This is a genomic window from Paenibacillus sp. RC67 (assembly GCF_030020805.1).
Lineage (GTDB): Bacteria > Bacillota > Bacilli > Paenibacillales > NBRC-103111 > Paenibacillus_S.
This window is the reverse complement of sequence record NZ_CP125098.1, coordinates 5,295,042-5,309,900: the sequence shown is the minus strand read 5'-3', so window position 1 is coordinate 5,309,900 and position 14,859 is coordinate 5,295,042. Positions and strand designations below refer to the sequence as shown.

The 14,859-nt window shown below is 43.2% G+C and carries 12 protein-coding genes and 3 pseudogenes; 9 read left to right on the top strand and 6 right to left on the bottom strand.

What is annotated here, in order from left to right:
* Positions 1-103 precede the first annotated feature (103 nt).
* Positions 104-172, bottom strand: a pseudogene (locus QMA13_RS24100) (DJ-1/PfpI family protein); the annotation flags it as partial.
* A 542-nt stretch (positions 173-714) separates the two neighbouring features.
* Between QMA13_RS24100 and QMA13_RS24095 the strand changes: the two are divergent.
* Complete coding sequence (locus QMA13_RS24095; protein ID WP_282936271.1) at positions 715-1,158, top strand: cell wall hydrolase; 444 nt, start codon at positions 715-717, stop codon at positions 1,156-1,158.
* A 709-nt stretch (positions 1,159-1,867) separates the two neighbouring features.
* On the opposite strand, the gene QMA13_RS24090 is transcribed toward QMA13_RS24095, so the two are convergent.
* Positions 1,868-2,080, bottom strand: a complete 213-nt coding sequence (locus tag QMA13_RS24090; protein WP_282936270.1) for a hypothetical protein — start codon at positions 2,078-2,080, stop codon at positions 1,868-1,870.
* Positions 2,081-2,349: 269 nt separating this feature from the next.
* Here QMA13_RS24090 and QMA13_RS24085 point away from each other — a divergent pair, with 269 nt between their 5' ends.
* The 6 genes from QMA13_RS24085 (at position 2,350) to QMA13_RS24060 (ending at position 10,050) form a co-directional block, all read left to right on the top strand.
* The gene (locus QMA13_RS24085) at positions 2,350-4,143 is read left to right on the top strand and encodes a sensor histidine kinase (protein ID WP_282936269.1); all 1,794 of its coding nucleotides are present in this window, start codon (positions 2,350-2,352) and stop codon (positions 4,141-4,143) included.
* A gap of 3 nt (positions 4,144-4,146) precedes the next feature.
* Positions 4,147-5,202, top strand: a complete 1,056-nt coding sequence (locus QMA13_RS24080) for a response regulator transcription factor (RefSeq protein ID WP_282936268.1) — start codon at positions 4,147-4,149, stop codon at positions 5,200-5,202.
* Between the two features lie 140 nt (positions 5,203-5,342).
* Positions 5,343-6,245 (top strand): ABC transporter permease, encoded by a 903-nt coding sequence (locus QMA13_RS24075; RefSeq protein ID WP_282936267.1) that lies wholly within the window; start codon positions 5,343-5,345, stop codon positions 6,243-6,245.
* A gap of 19 nt (positions 6,246-6,264) precedes the next feature.
* The gene (locus QMA13_RS24070) at positions 6,265-7,125 is read left to right on the top strand and encodes a carbohydrate ABC transporter permease (protein ID WP_282936266.1); all 861 of its coding nucleotides are present in this window, start codon (positions 6,265-6,267) and stop codon (positions 7,123-7,125) included.
* A 42-nt stretch (positions 7,126-7,167) separates the two neighbouring features.
* Positions 7,168-8,712: an extracellular solute-binding protein gene (locus QMA13_RS24065; RefSeq protein WP_282936265.1), complete on the top strand. Its 1,545-nt coding sequence runs from the start codon at positions 7,168-7,170 to the stop codon at positions 8,710-8,712.
* A 45-nt stretch (positions 8,713-8,757) separates the two neighbouring features.
* Positions 8,758-10,050 (top strand): Gfo/Idh/MocA family protein, encoded by a 1,293-nt coding sequence (locus QMA13_RS24060; RefSeq protein ID WP_282936264.1) that lies wholly within the window; start codon positions 8,758-8,760, stop codon positions 10,048-10,050.
* A 219-nt stretch (positions 10,051-10,269) separates the two neighbouring features.
* Here the strand turns inward: QMA13_RS24060 and QMA13_RS24055 are convergent, their stop codons facing one another.
* The 3 genes from QMA13_RS24055 to QMA13_RS24045 form a co-directional block, all read right to left on the bottom strand.
* On the bottom strand, positions 10,270-11,505 hold the full coding sequence (locus QMA13_RS24055; protein ID WP_282936263.1) for a multidrug effflux MFS transporter: 1,236 nt from the start codon (positions 11,503-11,505) through the stop codon (positions 10,270-10,272).
* A 488-nt stretch (positions 11,506-11,993) separates the two neighbouring features.
* Positions 11,994-12,242, bottom strand: coding sequence for an SGNH/GDSL hydrolase family protein (locus QMA13_RS36685; protein ID WP_481858016.1), 249 nt, complete (start codon positions 12,240-12,242; stop codon positions 11,994-11,996).
* Complete coding sequence (locus QMA13_RS24045; protein WP_282936261.1) at positions 12,217-12,555, bottom strand: SGNH/GDSL hydrolase family protein; 339 nt, start codon at positions 12,553-12,555, stop codon at positions 12,217-12,219. The genes QMA13_RS36685 and QMA13_RS24045 overlap by 26 nt, the downstream gene beginning before the upstream one ends.
* On the opposite strand from QMA13_RS24045, the pseudogene QMA13_RS24040 reads away from it, so the two are divergent.
* A pseudogene (locus QMA13_RS24040) lies at positions 12,480-12,723 on the top strand (IS3 family transposase); the annotation flags it as partial. The gene QMA13_RS24045 and the pseudogene QMA13_RS24040 sit on opposite strands and share 76 nt — an antisense overlap.
* A gap of 340 nt (positions 12,724-13,063) precedes the next feature.
* Positions 13,064-13,984, top strand: coding sequence for a heme o synthase (gene cyoE, locus QMA13_RS24035; protein WP_282936260.1), 921 nt, complete (start codon positions 13,064-13,066; stop codon positions 13,982-13,984).
* 80 nt (positions 13,985-14,064) lie between these two features.
* On the opposite strand, the pseudogene QMA13_RS24030 reads toward cyoE, so the two are convergent.
* Positions 14,065-14,567: pseudogene (locus QMA13_RS24030) on the bottom strand (IS110 family transposase); the annotation flags it as partial.
* Between the last annotated feature and the right edge of the window lie 292 nt (positions 14,568-14,859).

The window sequence follows — 14,859 nt, the reverse complement described above, 5'->3', positions numbered from 1 at the left end:
GTTTAAGTTCAAAAGATCAATTACAAATATTATTGAGATTGATTCAAACATCGACGTCGCCAGTTGTCATATTAACCGGCAGTAATGATGAGGTCTATGTTAAGGGACCAGCAAAATCAAGCACCTCAACATCGTTGAAGAGAAATATACCTACACTCCACTTCTTTTTCATCATGGTTCACACTCCCAATTTATTTTCATTTTAGTATACAACCCCCCGATCTCGGAATCAATTTCCTCAGACTTTTCCGCAGCATCGTTTGCAAGTTCATCTATATTATCCGGTAATTTAATGTAAACTGCTGTCACACCCAAGAAGCCCCCAGTTGTTTGACATAAACAAATCTTATTCCGCAACTGGACCCAGCCTACTTGAACAGGACGGTTGCAAGGAATATCGATCTTTAATGTTCTGGAGTAGCTATCGTCCGATTGATGAGCTGCATGATAATCCGGCCACTGAGCAACCTCTGAGCTTGCCGAGGCGTGTTGCTCAGGTTTACGATGTAAAGAGACAATAACATTACCCTATTCCCGACAGATCACTTTGAAGGGAAGGAGGTTATACCTAGCACAAGGATTTCTGATTGGATTATCGGGCAAAGTGTGGTGGAACGGCTATTTATTATCGCTCTCTATTTTTGCTGCCAAGTAATACTTTCGCTTCGCCTACAATATCATAAGTCTAGAAATACAATCTAAAGAGGTGAGCCAATGGCAGTAGTAAAAGCTAGGAACCAGGATATTAATATGTTGGCAAGGTTACTTCGAGCTGAAGCTGAGACCGAGGGCGAAATGGGTATGCTCCTTGTTGGAAATGTTGGCATTAACCGAATAAGAGCGAATTGCTCCGATTTTAAAGGAATCCGGACAATTCCCCAAATGATCAACCAGCCGCATGCGTTCGAAGCATTGCAACATGGTTTGTACTATCAAAACGCAAGAGATAGGGAACGCCGTCTGGCGCAACGATCTGTAAATGGGGAGCGGAGTTGGCCCGCCAAATTCTCCCTATGGTATTTCCGTCCAGGAACGTTCGAAAATCCTGGAGAATGTCCGCCAACCTGGTATAATCAGCCGCTCGCAGGACGATTCAAGAAGCACTGTTTTTATGAACCAACCGCGGAAGAATGTGAAAATGTATATAGTACGTTTTAATTTTATAAACGAAAAGAGCTCAGGATCTCTTAACCTTGTGCTGTAAACAAAAACATCGTCAAAATTATTGACGATGTTTTTTTGTCAGGAATGGGATAAAGTTCTTGTCATTTCCCGGTTGAGTGCTTCAGGTTTTGCTCGAACGACTCTTCGAACCAGGTAACATACGAATCCGTTAATATTCAAAAAAGGCCTTGACCATAATGGAACAAAATTATGCGAAAAATGAATTTAGCGTCATTTTGATTTCAACCGATTTTTTCTTAATAATCGCATCCGAGATATACTAATTTGAAGCCAGAAACATCAAGTTCACTATACCGAAAAGGATGTAGTACGATTGATTTAAAAGTTAGCTTCATGATTTAATCCGAAAAAAAATATGGTATAATTTTGATTAAGTGCGTGTGGCGGTTGGAATGTTTTTACCCCTAAAGGCAAGGGGGTGAGAACATATGGAGCAAATAATCTAATACGTTGGCAGTATTATTCTTCAACTGGTCAATCTAATGATTATCATTGCTGATAAAATGACAAAAAAGTAGTTCACCCAACCGCCGTAGGAAGTGTTTGGGCAAGACTACTTTTTTTAATGTGTTATTAGGGGTCTTAGAGCCAGTCGCGCAGCTCACGCGCTTGTCCCTTGCCTTACTGTTTGCTAATATTGACTAAAATTTTACCATGAGAATAAATAATGAGTCAAAAAGAATCAGAGGTTTTTGACTTTAGTGCCGCGTATATCGTGGCATTTTTTTATAATGGAATTTTTGGTACCACCGGGTTGAATAGAAAGATGAGGTTTGACTGGGAACAAATAATCGAAGAGGCCGCCTACTTCATATAACACCGTATTCAAACTGCTTGCACTATCAGGTCCTTGATCTGCCCGAAAATTCGTGAGGATGATGGCAGCCATTGCCATGACGTTGCTCCCCTGCTTCCCACTTTTTATTATGTTTCTCCATAAAAGAGAAGTATTTTATATTTTTTTATAGTATTGTTATTCTGAAAAAATGGGGTTACATTCCATTATTTTCGAACTTGTAGTTAGAGAGGAATTTTTCTATGGAGGTATATTTCTTTCTTACGCTCTTTTGGCTAGCCATCATTGTTTGGGGTGTAGTTTGCATTACTAGTCCTCAATTTGCTTGAGGGGTTCATGCAGATTGCAACGGAAAAGGAGATTAGCGCATGTGGAAAATATCCATACGCACCCAATTGATAACGCTTTTTATTTTATTCGTATGTATTCCATTTCTCGTGTTCGGCAAGTTATGGTATGACAAGTCTACCCTATCCATCGAGCGATCGGCTGCTAATTTTAATGAACAAATTGTCAAGCAGGTAAACGGGCATTTGAATGCGTATTTTCAGGACCTTGACCGTACAACGTTTCCGCTTATTACGCATCCATTAATTCGAGATTTTATGAAATTGAGTCCTGAGCAGACCGTTGATCGGATTACGTTAACAAGAAAGATTCAGGATGAGCTTTTACAGCAAGTGGTATTCGGTCGTCCTGAGATCTATTCATTTGCGATATATTCCGACAAAGGTCTCGAGGTCTCAAGCTGGGGTTCCTCCTTGGTCGAGAAGCCTTTTCAAGCCTATACGGACATTCCGGATAATTTGAATTACGCCATATTCGGCATTCGTCGGGATAACAAAATTCCACTGTTGACCACAATTCGAAAATTTAAAGATGTTACAAGTTATCAAACATCTGGTATTATGATCATTGATTTGCGACTAAATGAAATATCTAAAATAATGGATCAGATTAAGGTTGGCGACACAGGATTTTTATGGATTGCAGACGCACATGGACAAATAATATACCACCCGGATCAATCGAAGTGGGGCACGAAGGTGCCTGATTGGTATTCCGCAGAAATTAACAATCAAGAGAGCGGTGCGTTTATCCATTCTGGACAAGGGATAAAAGACTTGGTCGCTTTCCATAAATCTCCTTATACGAATTGGACTATTATCTCGCAGGTTCCAATTCATGAATTGAATGCAGAACTGCTGTCCGTACGTAATACGACCCTTTGGGAAGGCTTGACCCTTGCTTTGCTTGTTATACTGGTTATCGGAAGTTTTTCACTTTCTTTAACGAATGCGCTTTCAAGACTGAAACGTTTAATGGGGCAGGCAGAAGTTGGTAACCTTGACATTGAGGCGCCTGAGCATAAGGGATATGAAATTGGTAATCTGTACCGTGGATTCAATAAGATGGTTCGCGAACTGCGCAGTCTAATTGAAGAAGTGCATACATCTCAGCTCAGAGAGAGAGAGCTTGTCATCAAGCAGAGAGAATCTACGCTCAAAGCGCTTCAATCCCAGGTTAACCCTCATTTTTTATATAATACACTGGAGATGATCAATTCCTATGCCCTTATTGAGGGTGTAGCGCCAATCAGTCGAATGGCTATTGCGCTTGCTGATTTCTTCCGCTTCAATATCAGCGATTCAACGCAGATTATTTGTCTCAAGGATGAACTAGCGCATGTTCGTACCTACCTGGAAATCCAAAAAGAACGCTTCCCCTATTTGCAAATCGAGATGGATTTGGACGAAAGCGCGATCTCAAATGTCCAGACGGCTCGCTTATCGCTGCAGCCGCTCGTAGAGAACTGTTTTCGACATGGTTATGAAAAACATCGCGTTAAACCCACATATATAGGATTATCCGGTGAACGGTATGGTGACGATTACTTGCTGCGAATTATTGACAGAGGTAGAGGGATGGATGTGGAAAAGTTCAAACAATATAACCAGTTCTTTATGAACGAGCAAGCGATGGAACGGGAGGCAGAAGATGAAACATTATCCAGAATAGGGCTTAGGAATGTGCATCAACGAATTCGTCTTTTGTTTGGTTTCCCCTATGGACTACTGGTGTTGCAATCCGATGAACGGGGAAGTGTCATTCAGATTAGGCTGCCGTATCATCTGGAAGAAATACAGGAAACGGAGCGATGAGGAATGTATAAAGTGTTAATTGTCGATGATGAATACCTGATAAAAAAGAGCTTGAACAAATTGATCACAGAAAGTGGATATGGATTTACGACCGTCTTAGAGGCGGAGGATGGAGAGGAAGCATTGGAACTAGTTTTGCAGATGTCACCCGATTTGATCATTACGGATATCAATATGCCGGTCATGGATGGCCTTGAATTGATTCGGGAATGCAAAGTGCGTCAACTTATGTGTGAGATCGTAATACTCTCCGGCTACAATGAATTTGAATATGCTCGCCAGGCGCTCCGTTATGAGGTTAAAGATTACCTACTAAAGCCGATTCGACCGGAGCAGTTGGACAACGTACTTCGGATCGTCAGCAGCAAGCTCAATTTGAAGCAAAAAACGCTATCAATGAGGAGCGACTGGTTATGGTATTGCAAAACGACAGGGAGTCGATTAGCAGGTCTCATATGGGATCTGGACGAAAAGCAAGTGAAGATGGAACTGGAAGATACCTCTTCCAAGTTTATGGAACAATCGACAGATGTAGGCTTGCTTCAACAGTTGTGTTTTGAACTATTAACCTTTATTCGGAAGGAGTTGGAACATCGTTCAGGAAGAGAGATGCCTATAAGCGATCTTACTGCGTTCTATACGATTACTGAACCATCTGGTACATTGGGATTGCTTGAAGCTAACATCATGGGACTAATGCAGGATATACAGGCCAACCGCAACCATGGCGCTTTTCACCATATCAAACACGCCGCAGCCTATATTGAACAGCATTACATGGAAGAGGAGCTATCTTTGCAATCCATAGCCGAACAGTTGAATATGTCACTATCTTATGCCAGTCAATCTTTCAAGGAAGCATTGGGAGTCACCTTTGTTCAATATTTGATCGGCCTTCGTATGGAGAAAGCCAAGGATCTTTTGAATAATTCCAATTGTAAGACGTATGAAGCAGCCCATGCTGTCGGCTATAGTGATTACCCTCATTTTACAAGAACCTTTAAAAAATATTTCGGGTGCAGTCCGAGAGAATATAGAAAGAGGATAGGCTTAGATTAGAACCTTGAAAAATTGAAAGGTTCTTTTTTTGTTAAAATCCGCAGAAAAAAACACAGTTTTACTAAAGTTAAATCATGTATTAATTATAGGAAAGCGATTACGATAAAGGAGTCAAAAATGATTCGACCAGGAGGTAACGTATGGTTAGGAAAAATAACTTCCTAAAATACTGGCAAATCTACTCCATGATTTTGCCGGGTATATTATTCTTCATCATTTTCCGATATATTCCGATTCTCGGTAGTGTAATCGCTTTCCAAGATTATAATGTGTTTTCTGGTATCCTTGGCAGCGAGTTTGTAGGGTTCAAGCACTTTGTTAATCTATTTACATATCCCGAATTCTCGCGAATATTAGGCAACACGATTCTTATCAGCTTATACCAAATCATTTTTGGGTTCCCTGCACCGATAATTTTAGCACTACTTCTGAACGAAATACGGAAGATGTTCTTTAAGCGGGTTGTTCAGACGGTCATTTACTTGCCTCATTTTCTTTCGTGGGTCATCGTTGGCGGATTGGTCATTAGTGCGTTGTCACCTAATTATGGGGTAGTAAACGAACTGCTGAATTCCTTGGGTTTACAGAAAATCTTTTTCATGCAAAAACCGGAATATTTCCGTGGCATTGTTGTCTTATCGGGTATCTGGAAGGAAGTCGGTTGGGGAACAATCATTTACCTGGCAGCCCTCGCAGGTATTAATCCGGAGCTGTATGAAGCAGCAGAAGTAGATGGGGCCGGCAAATTTCGTCAAGTTTTCTGTATCACATTGCCTGCCTTATTACCTACCATTATGGTGCTTCTGCTTCTTAGAATCGGCAACATGCTTGATCTGGGCTTCGAGCAAATATATATTTTGCTGAACCCGCTGGTCAAGGTGAAAGGGGACATAATCGACACTTACATTTATGAAGTCGGTCTTCTAAGCTTCCAATACAGCTATACGACAGCTATCGGTATTTTCAAATCCGTGGTGGGGCTGGTTCTTATTGTTGGTGCGAATCAACTCAGCAAGAAATTAACAGGAAGTTCACTTTATTGAATCGGAGAGAGGGATCATCTTGAAGTCACCGAGAAAATGGTTTGTTTCGTTCAACTACGCATTTCTAACTATTACCGGAATACTTATGCTGCTGCCATTTGTCAATATATTGGCAGGTTCCTTTAGCGGTGGAACAGCCATCGTGAAAGGCCAGGTTACCGTATTTCCCGTAGATTTCACTTTGGCAAATTATATTTCAGTGCTGAACAATGCTGCGATTTGGAAATCCATTGGCGTGACTGTGTATATTACTATCTTTGGAACGCTACTCAATCTTATCTTTACTTCATTGATGGCTTATGGGCTCGCGAGAAAAGAACTTCAAGGCCGTTCCTTCTTCATATTGCTCATTCTGTTTACCATGATTTTTCCGGCTCCACTCATTCCTTCCTATTTGGTGATTAAATCTTTGGGCATGCTCAATACGTTATGGGCATTAATAATTCCCGGATTAGTCAGCGCATTCAACCTTATTATTATGATTTCGTTTTTCCAGGCACTGCCCGAAGGATTATTGGAAGCTGCCAAAATCGATGGCTGCAACGATTATCGTACATTATGGAGCGTTGCACTGCCGTTATCCTTGCCCTCATTGACAACGATTGGTCTGTTTTACGCAGTCGGACATTGGAACGGATACTTTTCCGCGATCATGTATTTAAGAGATCCCGGGCTTTACCCGATGCAAGTCAAGCTGCGTCAGCTTATTGTTGAAAGCGATGCGGCCAATGTCATGCAGAGCGTGCAGATGACAATGCAATCCGTAGAGGGGATCAAGATGGCGACGATTATCGTTGCTACTTTACCTGTTTTATTGATTTACCCAATGATCCAAAAGCATTTTATAAAGGGTGCCATGCTTGGATCAGTCAAAGGGTAATTTAATAAAGTTTACCAAATATAACAAAAGGGAGAGTTAAGAATGGGGAAAAAAAAGTTGAAAGCTGCAGTCTATATGCTTATAGCCCTCGTAACATTAGTAGGCTGCTCCAAAGCGGAATCTAACAAGGGATCGGGTGCTGCAAATTCTACGAAGGTCCCAACTATCAAACTGGCGATCAGCACGAGAGGACTTCCTTACGTAGAAGGATCGTCCAATATTAACGAAGATAAATATGTTAAAAAGCTCCGTGAATTATCTAAGACAAACTTGCAATTGGAACTCATTCCACACCAAGATTTCAGCAAAAAGCTCACACTTCTGCTTGCCGGAGGAGAATTGCCTGACATTCTACAGAATTACGGTATTGACTCTCCCGAGATGGCTCCTGCCGTTAATGCTGGTGCTTTCTATGAATTGAATGATTTACTTCAGCAGTACGCACCGAATCTTTTGAAGAAAATACCAAAGGAATCCTGGGATTCATCTATGATTAGTAAAAATGGAAAAATATATGCAATTCCGGGAGAGAATTATGTACGGAATTCCGCCGTATACGTTCGCAAAGACTGGCTTGATAAGTTGAATTTAAAGGTACCGAAAACAATCGATGAATACGTGGCTATGTTGAAAGCGTTTAAGGAAAAGGATCCGAACGGAAATGGCAAGCCGGATGAAATTCCATTTTCAGGACGTCAAAATTTTGCCTTCGCCGAAGCTTTTTTTGGAGCGTATGATGTTATTCCCGATGGATGGAAGTATGAGAACAACCAGCTTGTGCCGAATTTTATCAGACCACAAATGAAACAGGCACTGGAGCTTCATCGGATGTTGTACAAGGAGCAACTGATGGATAACGAAATTTTCGTTCAGCAAGGCAAAGACTGGGATGCTAAAATCAAAGGTGCGGCAAGAGTGGGGATGTGGATCCATGATCCTAGCTACCCGGATAAATGGCAATCTGAGGTTAGACAAGGTGATCCGAAGGCGGAGATTATCATTATTCCGGCTCCTACAGGTCCAGATGGTAAAGGCGGTTTGGGATTAAGCTCATCCGTAGGAAACGTATGGGCGATTCCGAAATCGAATAAAAACCCTCAAGATGCGATTAAGCTGCTTGACTGGTTCTATTCTGAAGAAGCGCAAAAGTTCCTTGACTACGGGCTGGAAGGCGAAGATTATACGGTTGAAAATGGTAAGAACAAATATAAATATGCGACATCCGTAGACGATATAAACAAAGAAAATATGCATTTGATGTTTCTTCGATTTGTTGGCTCATCATATCTGGCTAACGAAGAATTTATGAAGGGCCGCAAGGATTCTGAATTGATCCTAAATGGTCTCAAGGTGGCCAACAGTGAAGGACGCAAAAGTGATGGGCTGGGCATGCCGCTGCCACAGACGATGCAATCGAAGCCGGAACTCGCGAAGAACGGTTTGTGGATGGAAACGGCGGCTAAAATTATTACCGGTCAAGAACCTATCGATAGTTTTGATAAATTCATCGAGGATTGGAAAAAACGTGGTGGTGATCAGATTATTAAAGAAGCTACCGATTGGTACAATGCTCAAAACAAGAAATAGATAAATATATCGTTCCAGATGGTAGGAATAGTGGAGGGATGGAATGTGAATTTGAGTGGTATAAAAAACAAACCGATTACTGCTGTCATTGTGGGGGCAGGACACCGTAGCCTGTTGTATGCATCCTATGCTGTAGAGCAACCAGACGAACTTCGGATCGTAGGGGTCGTGGAACCGGACCCTGTGCGTAGGAAACTAACGGCAGAACGATTTGGCCTCGATGATAATTATTGCTTTGAAACGGTTGAACAGCTAGTAAAAGGTCCCAAAATTGCGAATGCAGCGATTAATGGGACATTGGATGATCTCCATATTGAAACGAGTATTCCTCTACTTGAAGCGGGTTATGATGTCCTACTTGAAAAGCCCATAGCAACGTCGGAAGAGAAGATGATGCAGTTGTATCAGGCCAAACAAAAGTATGGGCGAGAAGTTATGATTTGTCATGTTCTACGGTATGCTCCCTTTTACAAAGCGATTCGCGAAGTCGTTTTGTCCGGCGATATCGGCGATATCGTAAATATTCAAACTGCCGAACATGTAAGCTATCATCATATGGCGGTATCCTACATTCGGGGAAAATGGAATTCCGAAGAGAAAAGCAAATCATCCATGTTGATGGCTAAATGCTGCCATGATCTAGATATTATTACCTGGATGGTTGGAAAGCAGCCGAAAAAAGTAAGCAGCTTTGGGAGTTTAATGCAGTTCAGGCCGCAAAACGCACCGCAGGGTGCTGGAAAACGCTGTTTGACAGATTGCCAAATAGAGGAGAATTGTCCCTACTCTGCACGTAAAAACTATATTGATCAGGGACGATGGGGCTTCTACGTATGGAGTAACTCTTATTTGGGCGAAACCCCTAGCCTGGATGAGCAAATCGAATCTCTACGAACGGATAACCCTTATGGCCTCTGCGTATGGCATTGCGATAATGATGTTGTAGACCATCAATCAGTCATCATTGAATTCGAAGGTGGCAGCACGGCGACACACAACATGGTTGGAGCGACTTCGAGACCGTGTCGCACCATTCACATCATTGGAACGAACGGCGAAATATCCGGTGTTTTGGAAGACGGAACCTTCGTGGTCAGACATCCTGATCCAAGAAAAGGGCATGAATACTCGGAGAAGCGAATTTCGGTCAATGTAACCGATGATAGCCACGGTGGAGGGGATCTACTGCTTGTTGCCGATTTTGTGAGTGTTTTACGAGGGGAAGAGCCATCGATTTCTTCCACTGCCCTCGAAAAATCCGTCTATGGCCATCGGATTGGTTTTGGAGCTGAACGTTCACGGCTAGAAGGCAGAACAATGGAAATTGAAATGTTATAGTGGTTCTGGTAAGTAACGTTCTACTTAAATAATATTATGATGACTTCTATAATCAGGAGTCATCTTTTTTATTACTAGTCATTAACTATCGGAAAAAGGCTGTAGTAGCTTGCGCTATCGATGGCACGGTCTTATTTTCAAATTAAGGAGGTTTCCACAGCTGAAAGTATACAAAAACAGCCAAACACCTCGATTCAAGGTTTGGCTGTTTCGTTTCATTTATAATTGTTTCACTGCTTCTTTACCCAAAGCTTCCTGCTTGTTATTCGAACCTCGTTTAACTAAAAGGAAGTAGGACAGCATCGCTGCTGCACTTGTTGTCAAAATAATAACACCGAGCGGAACAGCCGTGCTTTCCCCAGCAATGCCGACTAGTGGAGAAACGACCGCACCAAGCAGAAAGGGTATAACGCCCATCAGTGCAGCTGCACTACCAGCCATATGACCCTGGCTCTCCATCGCAAGAGGAAAAGCCGCTGTGGATGTAATCCCGATGGCCGCTACGAAGAAAACGAGCGGAATCACGAGTGCGTACAGCGGCCCGTGGAACATCGCAACCAATAAGACGGCGATGCTGGCTGCGCCGGCAAGCCATAGACCGAACAGCAGGAAGGTCTGTTCTGACACACGGCGAGCCATTCGACCGACCAACTGCGAGCCGATAATCAGGGTGATGCCATTTGATCCGAACAACAGAGCAAATACCGTAGGGGAAACTCCGTAAATATTTTGATAAATAAAAGGAGTTCCGGAAACGTACGCGAATACCCCCGCGATCATGATCCCCTGCGCGAGCATATAGCCCGTAAATGAGCGATCACGCAAAAGAGATCCATAGTTTCGTAGTTGCTGAGTAAAATCGCTGGGACTGCGGCGCTCGATAGGCAGCGTCTCTTGGAGACTCCATTTGGTCATGGCAAGGAGGTAAGTTCCCAGTAGCGCCAAAGCGATAAATACGCCGACCCAGCTTGTGAGCGCTAGAACACCGCTTCCCGTTACCGGTGCCACAAGCGGGCCTAAATTTCCGACAAGCAAGAGAAGCGAGAAAAATTTGGTGAGCTCGTGACCACTAAACATATCGCGAGCAATTGCACGGGAGATGACGATACCCGCCGACGCAACAAACCCCTGCACGAGCCGAGACAGGATCAGCAGCCAAATATTCGGTGAGATCGCACAAGCTAAATCTGCCACAACATAGATTACCATGGAAATGAGCAGCGGCTTGCGCCTGCCATAGACGTCGCTAAGCGAACCCATGACCAGTTGGCCGATGCCAAGTCCCAATAAACAGGCAGTCAGGCTGAGCTGGACGAGGGAAGCTGTCGTACCAAAACGCTCAACAATTTGAGGAAAAGCGGGCAAATACATATCGATGGTAAATGGCCCAAGTGTCGAAAATAAACCAAGCAGCAGAGCTAATCTAACGGCAGTCTGGCTGTTCTTGTTAGTCATCGTATAAGATTCTCCTATTCTTCATTCCATATCCAGAACTCTTCTCTCTATTTTGTAACACCATATCATAACTGTACTCGTTTTGACAACAGTTTTAATTAATATAAGAAAAGCCTTTGTCGGCGGGTACAACGGTGATAATGACCCCGAGGCACCCTTCCACCTCACATGCTATACGAGACCAATATTCTTCAACATTTGATACTAATCATCTGAGTCTGCATCTGGAACAATTTCTTTATATTTGCTACCAAAAACATACTCAAGCATGAATGCATCAAAATCGTCAAAGCTGAGACCAATTAACTCGGGATGTCCTTGATAAAAAGATGAATTTTTCCAGTATGTTTATCCATAACCAAAGATTCATATGTTACTTGAGAACACATTCATGGTTGAAAGCTTCTTGCCTTCGTCTCGATGGCTCCGGATATATCGGATCGGTAGGGATCGATCGCTCTTCAGCTTATACGGCAAAGCGGCTTTCCTCAACCTTTGAGCAGACTGCGAATGGCGGGTTTCAGCGATTCCGCCATGCGGAGAAAGCCGAGATCGGTCGGATGAACGCCGTCAACGGTGCACTCCTCATAAAGCGAGTCGCCAAGCAACGTCCCTCCGTCAAGAAAATGCACGTTGACGTAGCCAGCGGCATGCAGCCTCTCGAGTATTGACCGCTGTACGTTTAGACGCGCTAGCCGGAGTTTCAGATCGTCAGGGATAGAAATGTTCCTTTGCATACGGGATTTTCGATACAACGAGAATCGGCACTCTGGGATGACGTTCGCGCAAGATATCAATGAACGGGGGCAGCGTCTCTGTCATTCTTTCTACGGTGCCCGTGTTCGCTTCGTAATCCAGCACGTAGAGAGCGGGATTCTCGATACTTGCGATCGTTCTGGCCACCTCGGGCTCGCCGCGGCCGCTTCCTGAAAAGCCAAGGTTGATGAACTCGTACGGAAGGAAGCGGCTTAGCACATCATAAGAAGGTGCAACGTTGGATGAACATATTAGGATTAAAGAGTCTTGTACGCATAAAGAAATATCGTTCATATAAAGGCATGGTTGGCAAGATTGCCCCCAACATTTTAGAACGGGACTTTCACGCTGAAAAGCCGAATGAGAAGTGAGTTACGGATATAACAGAACTTAAATTATTTGGAGAAAAACTTTATTTATCTATATAATGGCGAAATTATTACGTTTACGATCGGTTCAAGACTGTTCCAGATCTTCAATGCAATGCGCTCAACGACTTGGACGTTTTTGGCATTGGCTTTTTAAGTGGGTAGAGTCCGTGCCATTCCCGGCGTCCACATTCGTGATGTAGGAGAGTTGCAGGTCCGAAATATTGAGGAGTTTGGCAAGCTCCATCCGGTTGGTGCTGGCCTGATTCAGCATGACGATAAACTCGCTGTTGAGAGCATGGTGCCGGCGTGCAGATTCACCAAAGCGACAAAAAGTTATGACAGAATCATGAGGGTTGGCTTAGGAAAGGCACTTATACGATGTGATATGGTAACCTATAGAAGTGAAATTACTGAAAGGGAGTGTTACCTTCATGCGAATCCAAAGCAATGCGGTTAGTGTCGAACCGATTCCGACCTCGGTGACTAAGGTACTCTTTGAATCGATAAAGATTGGCATTATTAAGTCGAACCTCATTGCGATGATCGCGGGGATTAGCATGGCAATGTTCGTTCACGATATATCATTCTTCGATAAAATCGGAAACATGGTGTTGGCTTTGACCGGAGCAGTGTTTGTGATCGGAGCAGCCGGCATCTTCAATAATTTATACGACCGCGATATCGACACTGTAATGGAACGAACAAAAAATAGACCAACCGTATCTGGAATCATTGACGTCTGGAGCGGGTTGTTCATCGGGGGGTGGATCGCAGTTGGTGGTCTTATTGCGCTGTATATCGCTTCTCCGCTTTCAGCTTTCCTGGGTTTTCTAGGGCTGTTCATCTATGTCGTGCCTTATACGATTTGGACGAAACGCAGAACCATCTATAACACGGAAGTTGGAAGCTTATCCGGAGCGATGCCTCCATTGATTGGTTGGGCTGCGATCTCTCCTGACATTTTACATCCCGGTGCCATTGCATTGTTCGTGTTAATGGTAATCTGGCAGATGCCCCATTTTTATGCGATTGGGATTCGTCGCATGGAGGAATATCGTGCGGCCAACATCCCCATGCTGCCAGTCGTCAAAGGGATTCGGAGAACGTACGTGCAGATGAACGCCTATCTGGTTGCACTATTCCTATGCAGCTTTTTGTTCTGGTCCTTTAATCCTTACATCACCGTGGCCAACGCAATCCTGAGCTTAGGCTGGTTGATTCTAAGCATCAACGGTTATCGTCGTAAGCAGGAGGGGAAGTGGGCCCGTTCGATGTTTATTTTTTCGCTGAATCACATTACTGTGTTGCTAGTGATGATAGTAGGCTACTCAATAAGTGCTCATTTATTTTAACGTCAAATAAATCCAGCAATTATAAGTCAACATCCCAAATTTACGCCAAGGTCTATTGATGATGATGGAATTTGCTATGTCACTTCCCCAATTTCGGACAAAACCATTGCAGCGATTTTGCCGCCAATTCCGGGAATCGACTGGATAATCATAAATTCCTCAACTTTGCTGTAGGCCGTCTCCTGAAAAGGGTTATTCGAGGCTGCAACTAGAATAGCCTTAGCCTTTTCACTGGCCCAGTTCTCGGAACGTTTAGGGCAGAGGCATGCGATTCTGTCCGTAAGTTTCGTTAATCCAGCTTTAAGTGCAGTTTTGGACGTTGGAAATTCCCTTAAGACCAACAAAGAGACCACGGAATAAAGATCTCCAAAGATCCCCTATAATCAGGGAAGACCTGATCTAAAATCGACTGGAAATGAAGCTTAGCCTGGATATACATATGTGTAATGGATTCGTGCTGTCGAGTCAGATGACAAAGGTTGAGCAGACCAATACCTCTTTGTTTATACTTCTCAAACTCTTCATTGTAATAGAGTTCGCATAGCTGGTAGGCATCTACAGCATCTGTTTTCACCTTGCGGAGATCTCAGAGGGAACAGATCCGTGTTGGTGCTTCCGCTGTTTTAGCTTTAAACAAGGGAAAAGGTCATCCAATCAGGGAGGATGATGCTTCTCCCAGACCAGCAAGTCCTCCGACAAGTTGATTACCCATGATCCATATAAGTAATGAATTTGAACTTTATTATCAAAATTGCAGATATATTTTTCGTTGACTTGATTTTCTTTTTCATAACCATATCATTCAAAATATCAAGGTGATGCATATGGCTCCGTTAGAATAGCTATTTTAGCGAATTATGTAGATAATATAGTCA

Coding starts and splice junctions, on each gene's coding strand:
- QMA13_RS24095 (WP_282936271.1), top strand. CDS start 715: ATGGCAGTAGTAAAAGCTAGGAACCAGGATATTAATATGTTGGCAAGG.
- QMA13_RS24090 (WP_282936270.1), bottom strand. CDS start 2,080: ATGGCAATGGCTGCCATCATCCTCACGAATTTTCGGGCAGATCAAGGA.
- QMA13_RS24085 (WP_282936269.1), top strand. CDS start 2,350: ATGTGGAAAATATCCATACGCACCCAATTGATAACGCTTTTTATTTTA.
- QMA13_RS24080 (WP_282936268.1), top strand. CDS start 4,147: ATGTATAAAGTGTTAATTGTCGATGATGAATACCTGATAAAAAAGAGC.
- QMA13_RS24075 (WP_282936267.1), top strand. CDS start 5,343: ATGGTTAGGAAAAATAACTTCCTAAAATACTGGCAAATCTACTCCATG.
- QMA13_RS24065 (WP_282936265.1), top strand. CDS start 7,168: ATGGGGAAAAAAAAGTTGAAAGCTGCAGTCTATATGCTTATAGCCCTC.
- QMA13_RS24055 (WP_282936263.1), bottom strand. CDS start 11,505: ATGACTAACAAGAACAGCCAGACTGCCGTTAGATTAGCTCTGCTGCTT.
- QMA13_RS36685 (WP_481858016.1), bottom strand. CDS start 12,242: ATGCAAAGGAACATTTCTATCCCTGACGATCTGAAACTCCGGCTAGCG.
- QMA13_RS24045 (WP_282936261.1), bottom strand. CDS start 12,555: ATGAACGATATTTCTTTATGCGTACAAGACTCTTTAATCCTAATATGT.
- cyoE (WP_282936260.1), top strand. CDS start 13,064: ATGCGAATCCAAAGCAATGCGGTTAGTGTCGAACCGATTCCGACCTCG.